The organism is Streptomyces noursei, from assembly GCF_001646665.1.
Taxonomy (GTDB): domain Bacteria; phylum Actinomycetota; class Actinomycetes; order Streptomycetales; family Streptomycetaceae; genus Streptomyces; species Streptomyces lavendulocolor.
In genome coordinates, this window is record NZ_LWBU01000378.1 from 37,999 (window position 1) to 52,759 (window position 14,761).

Genomic DNA, 14,761 nt, shown 5'->3' on the forward strand with positions numbered 1-14,761 from the left:
GATCTGAAAGTGGCACACTGCTCGTCATGACCACCGTGCGAGGAGCCCGTGCGAGGGCCCGGGACGAAGTCACCGCTGCCATCAAGGACGAGGCCCGCAGACAACTCGCGGCCGAAGGCGCCGCGAAACTGTCGCTGCGGGCGGTCGCCCGCGAACTGGGCATGGTCTCCTCGGCCCTCTACCGCTACTTCCCGAGCCGCGACGACCTCCTGACCGCGTTGATCGTCGACGCCTACGACGCCCTCGGTGCGGCCGCCGAAGCCGCACTGCGCGCCACGGGCGCCGCGTTTCCCGCCGGCGCCCCGGCGGCGGCACCCGTCACATCTGGCACCGGAGCGTCAACGGCCACCCGCACCACACCGGGCGCCGGAGCGTCAGCGGCTTCCCCCGGCCCGGCGGTCCCTGGCGCCTCGGCCACCCCAGGCGCCCCGCCGACCGCAGGCGCCTCCGACCCCGGCGGCCCCCAGGTCACACCCCGGGGGCGGTGGGTCGTCGTCTGTCGTGCCGTGCGCGAATGGGCGAAGGCCCATCCCCACGAGTACGCCCTGATCTACGGTTCGCCCGTGCCCGGCTACTCCGCGCCGCAGGCCACCGTGGCCCCGGCCTCCCGTGCGGCTCACGTCCTGCTCGCCGTCCTCCGGGAGGCCCACCGCACCGACGGTGTCGCGCCCCCGCCGCTCGCGGCGGACCTGCGCGCCGAGGGGGAGCGCCTCGCCGCCGAGCTGGCCCCGGACCTTCCCCCGGCGCTCGTCCTCGCGTTCGTCGGAGCCTGGTGCCAGCTGTTCGGGCTGGTGTCGTTCGAGGTGTTCGGCCACTTCCACCGGGTTGTCGAGGACCCCGAGGCGTTCTTCACGCACGCCGCCGACCGGCTCGGACGCGACCTCGGGCTGCTGCGCTGATGCCGTACGCGTACGCGGCCGACGGCACCGCCCTCTACTACGAGGTCCATGGCGGCGGCGACCCGCTGCTCCTGCTGAGCGGCCAGTCGAACGACCACCGGTGGTGGGACTGCGTGCGGGCGGAGTTCGCGGCACGGTTCAGCACCGTCGTCATGGACCACCGGGGCACGGGGCGCAGCGACCGGCCGGACACCGACACGTACAGCACCCCCGGGTTCGCCCGCGACGCGCTCGCCGTGCTGGACCACGCCGGCATCGGGCGGGCCCACGTGTACGGCACCTCCATGGGCGGCCGTGTCGCCCAGTGGATCGCCGCCGACCACCCCGCGCGCGTGGACCGCCTCGTCCTCGGCTGCACGTCGCCCGGCGCCCCGCACGGCGTCGAACGGGGCCCGGACGTCCGCAGGGCCCTCGCCCAGGCGGACCCCGAGGCGGCGCGCCGCGCCCTGCTGGAGCTGATGTACACGCCCGCCTGGCCGGCGGCCCACCCGGGGCGTACGTTCCGCACGCTCGGCGACCCGACGATGCCCGCCCACGCCAGGCGCCGCCACCTGCGGGCCAGTGCCCGGCACGACGCCTGGGACGCGCTGCCCCGCATCACCGCGCCGACACTGGTCGTCCACGGCACCGACGACCTCTTCAATCCCACGGCCAACGCCCCCCTGCTCGCGGGGCGCATCCCGGACGCCCGGCTGCACCTCGTGCCGGGCGCCCGCCACGCCTACTTCGAGGAGTTCGCCGCCATCGCCACACCGCCGGTGCTCGACTTCCTCACCGCCGGCCCCGGCTCCCGGACCGGACACGGCCGCGGGGAACATCGGCCGGGCGGGTAGCGGCGCTGGTCACGGTCCCCTCGTGCCGGACGATGCGGACCGGGAGAAGCGGTACACCGGCTCCTTACTCTCCCCCGTCGGCGGAATGGAGCTGGAAGTCGACGACGACGCAACCGACCTGTCCGTCATCGGTGCGGCCGATCCACACGGGGTACGACCCGTCGCCTTGGCCGGCACGGAAGGCGATGACGTTCGGTTCGGTCCCCGTGCCGGGCAGTTCGACGCTGACAGCGCTGTCGAGGGGTATGAACACGTCCTCGTCCAGCTGGTCTTCCATCACCGTCCGAGTCGCATCCATGAAAGCCGCTGTGCCGGTGTCCACGCCGACCCCGTAGAACTGGCCCTCGCCGAGCAGCCCCGGGTCCTCGTCGGGCCGGAGGGCCATGTCCCACTCGCGGGGCGGGCTGTCCAGGAACGTCACCCTGGCGGCGGCGACACCGGTCCCGTGCGTCGTGCGCAAGAGCGACAGCGTGACCGGGAACTCGCCCGGTGGCACAGCGATGGCCCGCGGGGTCCTGTCCATGCAGCCGGGGTCCGAGACCGCCAGCTGCCCTGAGGTGATCCGCAGCAGGCCGGCGTCGACGGTTTCGACGACGGCCGGTCCCTCCGGAGTGTCGCACGCACCCGGAGTGAACAGTCGCTCGATCCCGGTGGCGCGCAACGGTCCTGATCCTTCGTCCACCGACACGTCTCTCAGGACCACGGTCGTGGCGGGCTCGTGGCCCTGCTGGGCGAGGAACGGCGCGAACACCTGCCAGTCACCGAATTCCGGTACGGGGCAGAGGAAGTTCTCGACGGGCGCCGGGAACCGCCGCACGGGGACGCTCGACGGGCCGGATGTTCGAGCGTGCAGTGGCTCCGGCGACGCTCCCCTCGACCGGGCGAACTCGGACCTGACCTCCACCTGCCCGTCGGCCGAGACGGTCGTGGTCTCCTGAACATCCCACTTCCCGGACGCGTGTTCCTGCTCGCCGGCGAACTGCCATCGCGTGCTCCGGTGGGCCAACAGCATCCCCGTGCCGTGCGGCTTGAGGTCGATCATCTGCATGCGCCATGACCGGTCGTCGAACAGGTACATGCGCCACATCCCGCGCGGCCAGTATTCGATCAGGGCAAGCGGCCGCTCCCGCGCGGACAGCAGAACCGCGTAGTCCGTCCCGGCGGCATGTCTGCGTGCCGCGACCGCGCGCGACACCGGGTCCGGATGGGTCATCCCCTGCTCGGAACCCCACAACTCGCCGTACGACACGTCAAGACTGTCGAAGATCACAGCCGCGCATCTCCCCCCGTGGTACCAGTCACCCCCGAGCAGTGGCGATCGACGGGTGGCCCTGCCGCATCGCACTGCCCTTCCGGCGCTTCGTCGTGCCGCCAGTCTGCCACTGGGGTGTGACACAGAGAGTTGTGAGAGGCAGGCGACCCGCGCGGGAGTGGCCGCGTTCCCGCTCCAGGGCGTCGGCGGAGACGCGAACGTACCCAGCACCGATGGAGCTCGCCGAACCGTCCACCGTCACCGCGGGCCGGAACCGCCCGGCGGGAAAGGGGCGTCGGGGCGTACGGCACGGGCCCCGTTCCCGAAGCGCCACAACACCCGCACCACGCGCGTCACGAACCCCAGGCCGGCCGCCGTCGCGGCCACCGCCAGCACGCCCCGCGCCGTGGGGCCCGCCAGATCCAGGAGCAGCACGGGCGCGGCGCACAGGGCGAACAGCCCGGCTGCGAGGAACGCCGCCGTCACGAGGGCGTACCCGATCTCAACCGTCATGGCGTCCCGTTGGGCCTGCGTCCGTTTTCCCATGGGCCGAGTCTCACAAGCCGCGCGGCCGGGGGCAAGGAATCGCCCACCGGCCGCGCGCCACGTGATCCGCGGGTCAGTCCCGTACGCCGACGGGCTCGGCCTCCTCGGCCCGCGTCCCGGGCGACTTCGCGACCACCACCGACGGCAGGGGTGCTCGCGCGCGACGGTCGGCGCGCAGCCCGGTCAGGGTGATGAGCAGCCCGGCGAGCGCGATGGCGGTCACCACGGCGAGTCCGGGCCGGAAGCTGTCCAGCACCGCCTGCGGGGAGGCGGCGGTGCCCTCGTGGCCGCCCGCCGTGATCACGGCGGTCACGACGGCGAGGAACACGGCGCCGCCGACCTGGATCGAGGTGTTGAGCAGCCCGGAGACCATGCCCTGCTCGTCGTCCCCGACACCGTTGGTGGCCTGGATGTTGAGGGAGGGGAAGGTGAGGGCGCAGGCCGCGCCGAGCAGGAGCATGGACGGCAGGATGACGGCCGCGTAGCGCGGGGTCAGGTCGACCTGGAGGAAGATCGCGTAGGCGACGACCAGGAAGGTGAAACCCGTGGCGATCACGCGGGGCGTACCGAACCGGTCCACCACGTCTCCGATTTTGGTGGAGGAGAGCGCCACGAGGACACCGGCCGGCAGGAACGCGAGCGCGGTCTGCAGGGCGCTCCAGCCGAGCAGTGACTGCATGTACTGCGTGGCGATGAACTGGAAGGCGACGTACGAGCCGAAGAACGCGGCGGCGCCGAGCTGGGCGCGCAGCTGCGTACCGGAGCGGAGCACGCCGAGTCGCAGGAGCGGGTTGGCGCTGCGCCGTTCGATGGTCACGAAGGCGGCCAGCAGGATCGCGGTGGCGAGGAACGACAGCAGCGTGCGGGCCGACGTCCAGCCCGCCTCGGGCGCCTGGACCACGGTGAACACCAGCAGCAGCATCGCGGCGGTCCCGGTGACGGCGCCCGGGACGTCGTAGCCGCCGCGGGTGTCCTCGCGGTCGCTGTGCGGGATCATCCGCAGGCCGGCGACCAGGGCGACGAGCGCGATGGGCGCGGGCAGCAGCATGGTCCAGCGCCAGCTCAGTTCGGTGAGCAGTCCGGACAGCACGAGGCCCATGGAGAAACCGGTGGCGGCGCAGGTGGTGTAGATGGACAGCGCCCGGTTGCGCTGCGGGCCCTCCTTGAACGTGGTCGTGATGATCGACAGGCCGGCGGGCGCGGTGAAGGCGGCGCTCAGGCCCTTGATGAAGCGGCTCGCGATCAGCAGCGGGCCGGAGTCGACGAGCCCGCCGAGCAGGGAGGCGAGGGCGAAGACGGCGAGGGCGATCAGGAAGACGCGGCGGCGGCCCAGCAGGTCGGCCGCGCGGCCGCCGAGCAGCAGGAGGCCGCCGTAGCCGAGGATGTAGCCGCTGACGATCCACTGCAGGGTGGCGGTGGACAGGCCGAGGTCGGTGGCGATGGACGGCAGGGCGACGCCGACCATGGAGACGTCGAGCGCGTCGAGGAACATGGCGGCGCACAGCACCAGCAGCGTGCCCCACAGGCGGGGGCTCCAGCGTTCGTCCGCGGCCGAACTGGAGGCAGGGGAGGGGACGTTGAGCGGAGAGGTCATGCGCAGCACAGTACATGCACATGCATTGAATGCAAATGCATTTAATTCTCGTGCAACAATCGGTGTCTTCCCTGCTAACGTGGTCCCATGGCGGTGACGAAGTCCGAGCAGGCGCTGGTGGAACAGTGGCGCGGAGTGCTCTCCGTGCACGCCCGCACGATGTGCGAACTCGACCGCGAGCTGCACCGGTTCGGGCTCGGCGCGAGCGACTTCGAGGTCCTCGACGTGCTCGCCGAGGGGGCGGCGGAGGACGGCGGCAGTGCCTTTCGCGTACAGGAGCTCGCCTCCTGCGTGCACCTCAGCCAGAGCGCCCTGTCCCGGCTGATCGCGCGGCTGGAGAAGGACGGGCTGGTGTCCCGCGGCATGTGCAGCGAGGACCGGCGCGGTGTACGGGTCGCCCTCACGGACGCGGGCCGGGCACGGCACGCGGAGGCGCAGCCGCTCCAGCGTGCCGTGCTCGGCCGCATGCTCGCCGACCGGGCCTGATCCGCTCCGGCGGGTTCGAACCGTTCCGGCCGGGCCCGAGCCGTCCCGGCAGGGCTCGAACCGCTCCGGCCGGGCCGTGATCCGTCCCCGTCCGTCGTGACCGGGCGTGGGCGGGCCCGGTGTGTGCGCCGCCCGCCTAGACGATGGCGGAGGTCTCCCGCCACAGGCGCGCGAGCCGCTGGTCCCCGGAGGCGGTGACGGCCGTCGCCCCGTCCCCGGCCGGCGGCCGGTTCCACAGCGTCAGGTACAACTGCGCGGCCGGACCGCTCAACTCGCAGTCCGCCGGGCCCTCGGCCGTCCGCTCGGTGTGCGGGACGCGGTCCGACAGCCGTACGGTCCACACGTCGCCCGTGTCCGTCGTCCGCACCCGCAGGACGGCCGGCTCGGGCGTGCGCACCCGGCTCTTCTCCCGGGCGTGGAAGCCGCGCAGCAACTCGTCGATCCCGTCCGCGGCGAACTCCGGACCCGGTTCCGTCACGTCCGTCCCGAGCGCCGCCTGCGCGTCGACCCGGTGCACGGCGGTCTCGTGCGCCTGGCGGCGCGCCCAGAACGCGCGGGCCGAGGGGGCGGGCAGGAACGTCCAGCACTCGAGGGCGTCGGAGGCTTCGGTCAGGGCGGCGACCAGCCGGCCGTGGCCCTCGCGGAACCAGTCGAGCAGTTCCACGCCGTCGAGGTCGGGTTCGTCCGGGAACGGGCGGAACGAGGCGTACCCCTCCGCCACGAAGGCGGTCGCCCAGCGGTGCACCGCCCCCGTGTGCCGCAGCAGGTCGCGCACCTGCCAGCCGGGGCAGGCCGGGACCGGCGCGCCGGGACCCGTCAGCTCGGCCGCGTCGGCGAGCAACTGGCCGTCCGTGGCCAGGTACTTGATGTGCTCGGTGATCTCCATGTCGCGATTCTGCCAGCGCGCCCCCGCGACCGGTACGGCCGAAGCGGCCATCCCGCCCGCGCCGGCGACCGGCCGGGCGGCTCACACCCGGGCCGCGGGCTCCGTCCGCACGTGCTGCCCGGTCCGTACGTTCCGCGCGGCCGGCACGGCCTGCCCGGCCGGCTGCGGCACCGGCGCGTTGCGCACCGCGTACCCGATCAGAGCCGCGCCCGCGGCCAGGACCGCCACGGTCGTCAGCGCGACCGGCAGCGAGGACCAGTCGGCGAGGAAGCCGATCGTGGGCGGACCGATCAGCATCCCGCCGTAGCCGAGGGTGGAAGCGGCGGCCACCCCGCCGGCTCCGGCCACGGCGCCCGCCCTGGCGACGGCGACGGGGAAGATGTTCGCCAGGCCCAGCCCGGTCACGGCGAACCCGGCCAGCGCCAGCCACACCGTGGGCGCCAGCGCGCCCAGCAGCATCCCGGCGGCCGCGGTCGCGCCGCCCGCCACCAGCGTCCGCGTCTGGCCGAGCCGCTCCAGCAGCGCCGTACCGGAGAGGCGCCCCGCGGTCATGGCGAGCGCGAACAGCGAGTAGCCGGCGGCCGCGAGCCCCGGGTGGGCGTGCAGGTCCTGCTCCAGGTGGAGCGCCCCCCAGTCGGCCAGGGCGCCTTCCCCGTACGCCGTGCACAGCGCGATCACCCCGAAGACGGTGACGAGCCGGCGCGACCTGCCGTCCGGCCGGCCCGGCGCCGGCTTTTGGACTCCGACGGCTTCCGGAGCGGCGGGGGAGGGGGAGCGCAGGAGCACGGGACCGGCGGCCGCCGTCAGGGCGAGGCCCGCGAGCGTGAGGCCGGCGAGGTGGGCCGCGGGGGAGAGGCCGCCCGCGACCAGGCCGCCGAGCCCGGCGCCGAGCATCCCGCCGAGGCTGAACGCGGCGTGGAACGTGGGCATCACCGGGCGGCGCAGCGCGGCCACCAGGTCGACCGCGGCGCTGTTCATGGCCACGTTGATGCCGCCGTACGCGGTGCCGAAGACCAGCAGGACGAGGCCCAGCGTGCCCGCCGAGTGGGTCAGCGCGGGAAGGGCGATGCTCAGGCTGAGCAGTACCGCCGAGGCCACCGTCACCGGGTGGCTGCCGAAGCGCCGGCACAACCGCCCCGTGAGCGTCATCGTCACGACGGCCCCGGCGGAGACGCCCAGGAGCGCGAGCCCGAGGTCGCCGGTGGAGGCGCCGGTCTGCTGCTTGATGGCCGGGATGCGGACCACCCAGCCTGCGAACAGGAAGCCGTCGAGCGCGAAGAACAGGGTCAGGGCGGTACGGAGGCGGGTCAGGGAGCGGGTGGCGGTGTCCCCGCCGGGGGCTCCCGAGGTGCCCGGCGCGAGTTTGTTTAGTAGCGGCACAAACTCAGGATAGGGGCTGCGCGACCCGTCACCAACCGCGCTGGTGAGGGGCGTCGACCGGCTCGGTCGTCCGTGCTCTCCTGACCGCACGCCCCGGGCTCTCCGTCAGGGGCGCTCCGGCCGCGCTCTGTGCGGGGCTCGGCGCCGGTGCTCCGCCACGAGGCCGAAGCGCCGGCCGCCGACCGGCCGGCCGCGCCGGGGGCGAGGTGCTCCCCGGTGGCGGCCGGACCGGCCGGCGGTCTGCGGCAGGCGGTCTGCACCAGGCGGTCTGCGGCCTGTGGACGCGCGGGCGTCCGCGGTCAGCCGGTGCGGTTGCCCTTCGGCTTGCCGAGCTGGTCCGGGGTGCCGTGCGGCGGCGGGCTCATGGGCTCCGGCGACGTGGCGGGGGAGACCGGGGAGCCGCCCTGCGCGTGACCGGCCGTCTCCGGCTTGAAGGCGGCCGGGTTGCCGCCGGACAGGGGGGCTCCCGCGTCCAGTTGCCGCTTTCGGGCCGTCAGGACCTGGACGACCATGGCACGGTCCGCGTGCTCATGCTCGTAGTGCAGCAACTGGTCCAGCTCCGGGACGCTCAGCGCCCGGATGCGGTGCTCCAGCGTGCCGACGGGCAGCTGGTCGTAGTCGGGCAGCGGAAGTCCGCCGTGGTCGGTGGTCATCCGGTTCCTCCCTGTGTCTTGACTGTCTCGTGGACTTCGTCGACGACGTGCTCGTCCAGCGCGGCGCGCACCAGCGCGGCGGCCAGCGCGGGCAGCTCCTCCTTCCCGACCAGGCCGGCGAGTGCCTCCGGGTCGGCCGGCAGGCCCAGCCGGCGGGCCCCGTCCAGGGTCTTGCGGTCCAGGTACGGCGACAGCGGCGGCCAGACGCCCTGCACCTCGCGCAGGAAGATGTCCGCCCCCGCCGGGCCGATACCCGGCGCCTCCTGGAGCAGGGCGCGCACCTCGCCGACGTCCCCGCCGGCCTTGTCGCGCAGACGGCGCAGGTCGCCGCCGTACGCGTCGAGCACGAGTCCGGCCGCCTCGCCCAGCTGCGTCGACGTCCTCTCGTCGTAGCGCCGGTAGCCGCCCTCGCCGAGCGCGTCCACCCGCTGCTGCCAGGTGGCGTCGCGCATCCGCCGGGCGTCCCGCATCCCCGCGCCGAACAGGGCGCGGGCCGCCGACACGGCGATGTCGGCCCGGATCCGGGCGCTCAGCAGATGGGCGAGGACCAGGAGCTGGTACAGCGGCTGGGGGGTGTCCTTCAGACGGATCCCGGCCTCCTCCGCGTACGTACGGCCCCGCGCGTCGAGCAGGGCCCGGACGGTCGCCCCGTGGTCGCTGTCGCGGTGTGCCATGAAACCTCCCGGAACCTCGCGCGGGCCTCCGGCGCGGTCGGACCGACCGGCGATCACCAACTGAGGCCGCCCTTCGGCCACCGTGCGCCGTGCGCCGCTCGCGCGCCGTCGGCGCGCCGTCCGCCCGCGATTCGCCCGCGGCCCGTCCGCGGTCGTCCGCCGGCCGTCCGACGACCGTTCGGCCACCCGTCCGGAGACCTCCCTCCGCCGCGGTCGTGTCCGCCGCCGGGGCCCTTGCCCGGCCCCGGCGACCCTGCCGCCCGCAGTACCCGTCCACGACCGGGACAAACAGCACCGCCGGGCGGCCGGGCCGCGGGATCATGGGAGACTCGCCCCCATGAACGGCAAGGCGACCACGACCCGATCACGGCTGGACAGAGGCCGTAGCGCGCTCGGCCCCGCGCTGGAACTGGTGCACACCGGACGCGCCCCCACGCGCGCGGTGCTCACCGCCGAGCTCGGTGTCACCCGCGCCACCGCCGGCGCCGTCGCCGCCGAACTGGAGGCACTCGGCCTCATCCGCGTGGACTCCCGCCCGGGCGCCGCCGCGGGTTCCCAGGGGCGGCCCTCGCACCGGCTCACCGTCGACGAGAAGGGTCCGGTGGCACTCGCCGCCCAGATCCACGCCGACGGATACCGCGCCGCCCTCGTCGGGCTCGGCGGCCGCGTCGTCGCCACGGCACCGGGCTGCGTGACCGTCTCCGCCGACCCCGCCCAGGTCCTTCGGGCCGTCGTCGCGTCGGGTGCCGGGCTGCTGCGCGACAGCGGGCGCCGCTGCGTGGGCGCCGGTCTCGCCGTGCCGTCCGCCGTCGCCGAGCCCGAGGGCACCGCGCTCAACCCGCTCCACCTCGCCTGGCCCGCCGGAGCGCCCGTCCGCGACATCTTCGCCGACCTGGTGCGCGACGCCGGCATCGAGGGCCCCGCCTTCACCGGCAACGACGTCAACCTCGCCGCCCTGGCCGAGCACCGGCACGGCGCCGGCCGCGGCGCCCAGCACCTGCTCTGTGTCGCCACCGGACACCGCGGGGTCGGCGGAGCGCTCGTCCTCGACGGGCGCCTCCACACCGGCAGCTCCGGTCTCGCCCTCGAGGTCGGCCACCTCACGGTGAACCCCGAGGGCCGCCCGTGCTACTGCGGCGGCCGCGGCTGCCTCGACGTCGAGGCCGACCCGCTCGCCTTCCTCACGGCCGCCGGACGGGAACCCGGGCCCGAGGTCTCCCTGCTCCAGCAGAGCCGTGACCTGCTGCGCGACCATGCCGACGACCCGGGAGTGCGGGCCGCCACCCAGGAACTCGTCGACCGGCTGGGCCTGGGGCTCGCCGGGCTGGTCAACATCCTCAACCCCGACCGCATCATCCTCGGCGGCCTGCACCGCGAACTGCTCGCCGCCGACCCGGAACGGCTCCGTGCGGTCGTCGCCGACCGCAGCCTGTGGGGCCGCAGCGGCGGCGTACCGATCCTGGGCTGCACCCTGGAGCACAACAGCCTCGCGGGCGCCGCCGAACTGGCCTGGCAGCCGGTGCTGGACGACCCTCTCGGAGCCCTGGGCCGCCCGGCCGCGTAGTCCTGCCGGACCGGCCCGGGACCGCCGGGCGCACGTCATGAGGGCGGAGCGCTCACAGGGCGTGCGGGGCGTGCGTCCGCACCGCCGCCAGCAGTTGTCGCAGCGACGGGTTGACCAGCGCCGTGCCCGCCACCCGGACGGTCGGCACCGTCTCGTTGCCGTCCGCCACCGAGCGGACGTAAGCCGCGGCCTCGGGGTCCTTCCAGATGTTCACCTCGGTGTACCGCAGTCCGGTGAAGCGCAGTTGGAGACGCAGCTTCATGCAGTACGGGCAGCCCGGCCGCCAGTGGACGACCACGCTCTCCAGGTCCTCGTCCATGACTCCCCTCCGTCGCCGACGAGGGTACTGCGCCCGCTGTTCGCTCCGCGTATGAAGACCGGAGCCGTCGCTGCGACGGGTCGGCAGGCCTCGGTCGGCCGCGCCGCCATCGCCCTCGACGAGCGACCGGCCGTGCGGCACGGACGGAGCGGGGACGTGCGCACCGGCCCGTCCGGCCGTCCCGCTGCGTCCACGCACCGCCCGCCCCGGCGGGCATCGCGACGGACACATGCCGGCGCACCGAGGGGCGGTGAACGGCGTCCCGGTGGCCCGCGACGGTGGACCCGCCGTGGCCCCCGCTCCGTCAGCCGGCGACGGCCGGCCGGGCGACGGCCCGTTCGCGGACCGCGTCCGCCGCGTCGGCGGCGTCCCCGAAGGGGACCGTGCCGGTGAACGGGCCGGTGGTGGCGGCGCCGTACACGGGAAGAGGCGGTATCGGCAGGGGTGTGGACGAGGGTGCCGGGAGGGTGAACCACACGACCTTCCCCGTGTCGCCCTGAGGCCGGGCGCCCCAGCTTTCGCTGAAGGCCTCTATCAGGGCCAGCCCCCGGCCCGAAGTGGCCATGGGATCGGACGTGTTGACCGCGGGGAGGCGAGGGTCGTGGTCGGTGACCGAGACCGTCAGCCGGTCGAGCAGCAGCTCGATCTCGACGGTGCACACCTTGTCCGGCTGGGCGTGCTGGTGGACGTTCGTCAGGAGCTCGGTGACACCGAGCGCGGCCTTCTCGATCAGACAATCGAGATTCCAGTAGCGCAGTTGCGCTGAAACGATTCTGCGGACCTGACCGATCCGCGACGGCAGGGCTTGGAGCTCTACCGTGCACTGCCTGCTTGCCTGGCTGATCACGGCTGCGACTCCCCGAAATGAGGTCCGGAAGAAGACGGAGATCGGATCCAGTAGTTGGCTGGCTAGCGGTCCGGCGGGCTGGATCGCAGCGTCACCGCCGGTGCACCCTGGGTAGTGATGTCAGTCCAGCGTGGACCAGGGGTGACCGCTTCGCAACTCGCGGCGTCCGGCTGCCCTCAGGTCCCCGCCGTCACTTCTGTTCAGCTGCTGTCGCCACCCGCGCGACGCACCGCCTCCATGAGGCGGCCGGCGACGGCCGACCCGGCGGCCTCGTCCGGTTCGGGGGCGCGCTGTCCCATGGTCAGCCGGTACCGCGTGCCGTTGAGCGTCGCCACCATGGCGTCGTCGCGTCCCGCGAACCAGGGCCTGCTCGCCCTGACCGCCCGTACCGGAGCGGTGTCGATCACCCGGCCGTAGCTGGTGAGGAGCGCCAGCCTGCCGTCCTTGATCAGAACCTCGCCCGCCCGGGTCAGCGAGCGCGGCCACCGTTCGATCCGTACGCCGGTGGCACTGAAATCAGCCTCGGCCATGACGCACCCAGCCCCCTTCGCGCAGGTTTATGCCGGTCAGTCTGCACAAGTGCCCGCCACAATGCCAGGGCGCGTGGGCGGATGCGCCCCCTCTGTCCCGTACAGCGCCGCTCGATGCGCCCCGTGCGCCGCGTGCCGCGCTCTGTGCCGCCCCGCTGCCGTGCGCGCCCCCCGACCCCTCTGCAAGCGTTCCCTATGGGACATCAAAGTCATCGTTTGCGCAGGTGAGGGGGGTAATGTGCGAGGAGGGACAGCAGGGGGAAGAAGGACGAGGAGCGGCGCGTGAGTACCAGGGAAACAGCAGAACCGGCCGAGCCCACCGGGCCGGCCACCACCATCGACGTGGACCACAGCGACGCCGCGTACCGGCAGTGGCTCAAGGAGGCCGTGCGCAAGGTCCAGGCCGACGCCAACCGCTCCGCCGACACGCACCTGCTGCGCTTCCCGCTCCCCGAGCAGTGGGGCATCGACCTCTACCTCAAGGACGAGTCGACGCATCCGACCGGCAGCCTCAAGCACCGCCTGGCCCGCTCCCTCTTCCTCTACGGGCTGTGCAACGGCTGGATCCGCCCCGGCAAGCCCGTCATCGAGGCGTCCAGCGGCTCCACCGCCGTCTCCGAGGCCTACTTCGCGAGCCTCATCGGCGTGCCGTTCATCGCCGTCATGCCCCGCACCACCAGCCCGGAGAAGATCCGGCTCATCGAATTCCACGGCGGCCGGTGCCACTTCGTGGACGACTCGCGCAAGATGTACGAGGAGTCGGCCGCCCTCGCCGCCGCCACCGGCGGCCACTACATGGACCAGTTCACCTACGCGGAGCGGGCCACCGACTGGCGCGGGAACAACAACATCGCCGAGTCGATCTACCAGCAGCTGCGGCTGGAGCGCCATCCGGTACCCGCCTGGATCGTCGCCACGGCCGGCACGGGCGGCACCTCCGCGACCATCGCCCGCTACGTCCACTACATGATGTACGACACCCGGGTGTGCGTCCCGGACCCGGAGAACTCCTGCTTCTTCGAGGGCTGGACCACCGGCAACGCGGACGCCGCCAGCGACTGCGGCTCGCGCATCGAGGGCATCGGACGGCCCCGGATGGAGCCGAGCTTCGTGCCCGGCGCCATCGACCGGATGATGAAGGTGCCCGACGCCGCGAGCATCGCCGCCGTACGCGCCCTGGAGAACGCCATCGGGCGCAAGGCCGGCGGTTCGACCGGCACCGGTCTGTGGAGCGCGCTGAAGATCGTCGCCGAGATGGTGGCGGAGGGCCGGACCGGCAGCGTGGTCACCCTGATCTGCGACCCGGGCGACCGCTACCTCGACAAGTACTACTCCGACGCCTGGCTCGCCGAACAGGGCCTCGACATCGCGCCCTACAGCGCCGCCATCGACGAGTTCCTCGGCAGCGGCGTGTGGCCGGACCGGCTCGCCCGGCCCGGCACCGCCGCCGCCTGACGGAACGTCACTGCACTGGGAAGCGCGCCGGGTGGAGCGTCACTGCGCCGGGGTGGGCGCCGGGCGGAACGTCACTGCACCGGGGTGGGCGCCGGGCGGAACGTCACTGCGCCGGGGGCGACGCCACTCTGCCGTCGAGGTTGCGCATCGCGGCCCGGAAGGAGTGCCCCACCCCGGACCTCGCCAGCCGCATCACCAGCCGGAACGGGGCGGGACCCTCGGCCGCCAGCGTCCACCGGACCCGGGTGCCGGTCCCGTGCCGGGGCGAGCAGCCACTCCTCGACCAGCGCCCGCACGCCGGGGGCGTTGGTCTCCTCCACCCGGTACGCGTAGCGTTCCCCGGGGTCCGTCGCCATGACCCGCTCCTGGAAGACCACACCACCGCGCAGCCGTATCTCCCGGCCGGCGCCCCCGGCGGTGGAGCGGGCGGCCGCGATGGCGGTGAACCAGGAAGGGCTGTCGGCGACGTCCTCGGCGAGCGCCCGGTACACCGCCGAGGGCGGCGCGGCCACTTCCGTGTCGAAGACGAGACGCAGGGGCGCGGAGTCGAGGAAGTCGAGCCGCACCGGGCGCAGTCGGCGTGCCATGGACCGTACCTCCAGCATGCGAAGGGATGGGCGGCAGGCGGTGCCCGTGCGGCGGTGCGGGGGCCACCGGAGGCGTACGCTCCCGAGCTCCCCGGGCTCCCGGCTCCGGCACGCCCGGCCGCCGGTGACCGGCGGAGGTGTGCGCGGTGTGCGCCCCCGGCCGGGCGTCACCCGGTGGCCGGGAGGACGCCGTGGACACGACCTGGGCCCCACACCCCAGGTCGTGTCCGTAAAGTCTCGCCTGGCCCGCGGCGCC

15 protein-coding genes and 1 pseudogene are annotated in these 14,761 nt (G+C 73.9%); 5 read left to right on the top strand and 11 right to left on the bottom strand.

Features of this window, described 5'->3' with window-relative positions; all coding sequences use genetic code 11:
- Window positions 1-26 precede the first annotated feature (26 nt).
- Window positions 27-899 carry a TetR/AcrR family transcriptional regulator gene (locus A4V12_RS30005; protein ID WP_064072614.1) on the top strand — a complete coding sequence of 291 codons (873 nt, stop codon included), beginning with the start codon at window positions 27-29 and terminating at the stop codon, window positions 897-899.
- The gene (locus A4V12_RS30010) at window positions 899-1,732 is read left to right on the top strand and encodes an alpha/beta fold hydrolase (protein WP_064072615.1); all 834 of its coding nucleotides are present in this window, start codon (window positions 899-901) and stop codon (window positions 1,730-1,732) included. The genes A4V12_RS30005 and A4V12_RS30010 overlap by 1 nt, the downstream gene beginning before the upstream one ends.
- Window positions 1,733-1,796: 64 nt before the next feature.
- Here the strand turns inward: A4V12_RS30010 and A4V12_RS30015 are convergent, their stop codons facing one another.
- The 3 genes from A4V12_RS30015 to A4V12_RS30025 all read right to left on the bottom strand — a co-directional run bounded on the left by A4V12_RS30015 (window position 1,797) and on the right by A4V12_RS30025 (window position 5,124).
- Window positions 1,797-3,002, bottom strand: a complete 1,206-nt coding sequence (locus tag A4V12_RS30015; protein ID WP_064072616.1) for a DUF4241 domain-containing protein — start codon at window positions 3,000-3,002, stop codon at window positions 1,797-1,799.
- A 240-nt stretch (window positions 3,003-3,242) separates the two neighbouring features.
- Window positions 3,243-3,530, bottom strand: a complete 288-nt coding sequence (locus tag A4V12_RS30020; RefSeq protein WP_064072617.1) for a DUF6332 family protein — start codon at window positions 3,528-3,530, stop codon at window positions 3,243-3,245.
- Between the two features lie 73 nt (window positions 3,531-3,603).
- Complete coding sequence (locus tag A4V12_RS30025) at window positions 3,604-5,124, bottom strand: MFS transporter (RefSeq protein WP_064072629.1); 1,521 nt, start codon at window positions 5,122-5,124, stop codon at window positions 3,604-3,606.
- A gap of 87 nt (window positions 5,125-5,211) precedes the next feature.
- Here A4V12_RS30025 and A4V12_RS30030 point away from each other — a divergent pair, with 87 nt between their 5' ends.
- The gene (locus A4V12_RS30030; RefSeq protein WP_064072618.1) at window positions 5,212-5,610 is read left to right on the top strand and encodes a MarR family transcriptional regulator; all 399 of its coding nucleotides are present in this window, start codon (window positions 5,212-5,214) and stop codon (window positions 5,608-5,610) included.
- A 136-nt stretch (window positions 5,611-5,746) separates the two neighbouring features.
- Here the strand turns inward: A4V12_RS30030 and A4V12_RS30035 are convergent, their stop codons facing one another.
- The 4 genes from A4V12_RS30035 to A4V12_RS30050 form a co-directional block, all read right to left on the bottom strand.
- Entirely contained in the window at window positions 5,747-6,496 is a 750-nt protein-coding gene (locus A4V12_RS30035) for a maleylpyruvate isomerase family mycothiol-dependent enzyme (protein WP_064072630.1), read from the bottom strand.
- Between the two features lie 81 nt (window positions 6,497-6,577).
- Entirely contained in the window at window positions 6,578-7,876 is a 1,299-nt protein-coding gene (locus A4V12_RS30040; protein ID WP_079137466.1) for an MFS transporter, read from the bottom strand.
- 299 nt (window positions 7,877-8,175) lie between these two features.
- Complete coding sequence (locus A4V12_RS30045; protein WP_064072619.1) at window positions 8,176-8,529, bottom strand: hypothetical protein; 354 nt, start codon at window positions 8,527-8,529, stop codon at window positions 8,176-8,178.
- Window positions 8,526-9,203 carry a hypothetical protein gene (locus tag A4V12_RS30050; RefSeq protein WP_064072620.1) on the bottom strand — a complete coding sequence of 226 codons (678 nt, stop codon included), beginning with the start codon at window positions 9,201-9,203 and terminating at the stop codon, window positions 8,526-8,528. Before A4V12_RS30050 ends, A4V12_RS30045 begins: the two co-directional genes overlap by 4 nt.
- A gap of 337 nt (window positions 9,204-9,540) precedes the next feature.
- Between A4V12_RS30050 and A4V12_RS30055 the strand changes: the two genes are divergently transcribed.
- Window positions 9,541-10,767, top strand: coding sequence for an ROK family protein (locus A4V12_RS30055; protein WP_064072621.1), 1,227 nt, complete (start codon window positions 9,541-9,543; stop codon window positions 10,765-10,767).
- A gap of 52 nt (window positions 10,768-10,819) precedes the next feature.
- Here A4V12_RS30055 and A4V12_RS30060 read toward each other — a convergent pair whose 3' ends face one another.
- From A4V12_RS30060 to A4V12_RS30070, 3 genes are all read right to left on the bottom strand, one after another.
- Window positions 10,820-11,086, bottom strand: coding sequence for a mycoredoxin (locus A4V12_RS30060; RefSeq protein WP_064072622.1), 267 nt, complete (start codon window positions 11,084-11,086; stop codon window positions 10,820-10,822).
- 304 nt (window positions 11,087-11,390) lie between these two features.
- Window positions 11,391-11,933 carry an ATP-binding protein gene (locus A4V12_RS30065; protein ID WP_079137467.1) on the bottom strand — a complete coding sequence of 181 codons (543 nt, stop codon included), beginning with the start codon at window positions 11,931-11,933 and terminating at the stop codon, window positions 11,391-11,393.
- A gap of 200 nt (window positions 11,934-12,133) precedes the next feature.
- Complete coding sequence (locus A4V12_RS30070; RefSeq protein ID WP_064072623.1) at window positions 12,134-12,463, bottom strand: hypothetical protein; 330 nt, start codon at window positions 12,461-12,463, stop codon at window positions 12,134-12,136.
- A gap of 282 nt (window positions 12,464-12,745) precedes the next feature.
- Between A4V12_RS30070 and A4V12_RS30075 the strand changes: the two genes are divergently transcribed.
- Window positions 12,746-13,918 carry a PLP-dependent cysteine synthase family protein gene (locus A4V12_RS30075; RefSeq protein ID WP_064072624.1) on the top strand — a complete coding sequence of 391 codons (1,173 nt, stop codon included), beginning with the start codon at window positions 12,746-12,748 and terminating at the stop codon, window positions 13,916-13,918.
- 103 nt (window positions 13,919-14,021) lie between these two features.
- Here A4V12_RS30075 and A4V12_RS30080 read toward each other — a convergent pair.
- Window positions 14,022-14,505: pseudogene (locus tag A4V12_RS30080) on the bottom strand (SRPBCC family protein).
- Between the last annotated feature and the right edge of the window lie 256 nt (window positions 14,506-14,761).

What these genes read in the sequence shown, in the direction of transcription:
- A4V12_RS30060 (WP_064072622.1), bottom strand. Translation starts at nt 11,086, where the DNA reads ATGGACGAGGACCTGGAGAGCGTGGTCGTCCACTGGCGGCCGGGCTGC.
- A4V12_RS30070 (WP_064072623.1), bottom strand. Translation starts at nt 12,463, where the DNA reads ATGGCCGAGGCTGATTTCAGTGCCACCGGCGTACGGATCGAACGGTGG.
- A4V12_RS30035 (WP_064072630.1), bottom strand. Translation starts at nt 6,496, where the DNA reads ATGGAGATCACCGAGCACATCAAGTACCTGGCCACGGACGGCCAGTTG.
- A4V12_RS30010 (WP_064072615.1), top strand. Translation starts at nt 899, where the DNA reads ATGCCGTACGCGTACGCGGCCGACGGCACCGCCCTCTACTACGAGGTC.
- A4V12_RS30025 (WP_064072629.1), bottom strand. Translation starts at nt 5,124, where the DNA reads ATGACCTCTCCGCTCAACGTCCCCTCCCCTGCCTCCAGTTCGGCCGCG.
- A4V12_RS30045 (WP_064072619.1), bottom strand. Translation starts at nt 8,529, where the DNA reads ATGACCACCGACCACGGCGGACTTCCGCTGCCCGACTACGACCAGCTG.
- A4V12_RS30020 (WP_064072617.1), bottom strand. Translation starts at nt 3,530, where the DNA reads ATGGGAAAACGGACGCAGGCCCAACGGGACGCCATGACGGTTGAGATC.
- A4V12_RS30030 (WP_064072618.1), top strand. Translation starts at nt 5,212, where the DNA reads ATGGCGGTGACGAAGTCCGAGCAGGCGCTGGTGGAACAGTGGCGCGGA.
- A4V12_RS30050 (WP_064072620.1), bottom strand. Translation starts at nt 9,203, where the DNA reads ATGGCACACCGCGACAGCGACCACGGGGCGACCGTCCGGGCCCTGCTC.
- A4V12_RS30005 (WP_064072614.1), top strand. Translation starts at nt 27, where the DNA reads ATGACCACCGTGCGAGGAGCCCGTGCGAGGGCCCGGGACGAAGTCACC.
- A4V12_RS30055 (WP_064072621.1), top strand. Translation starts at nt 9,541, where the DNA reads ATGAACGGCAAGGCGACCACGACCCGATCACGGCTGGACAGAGGCCGT.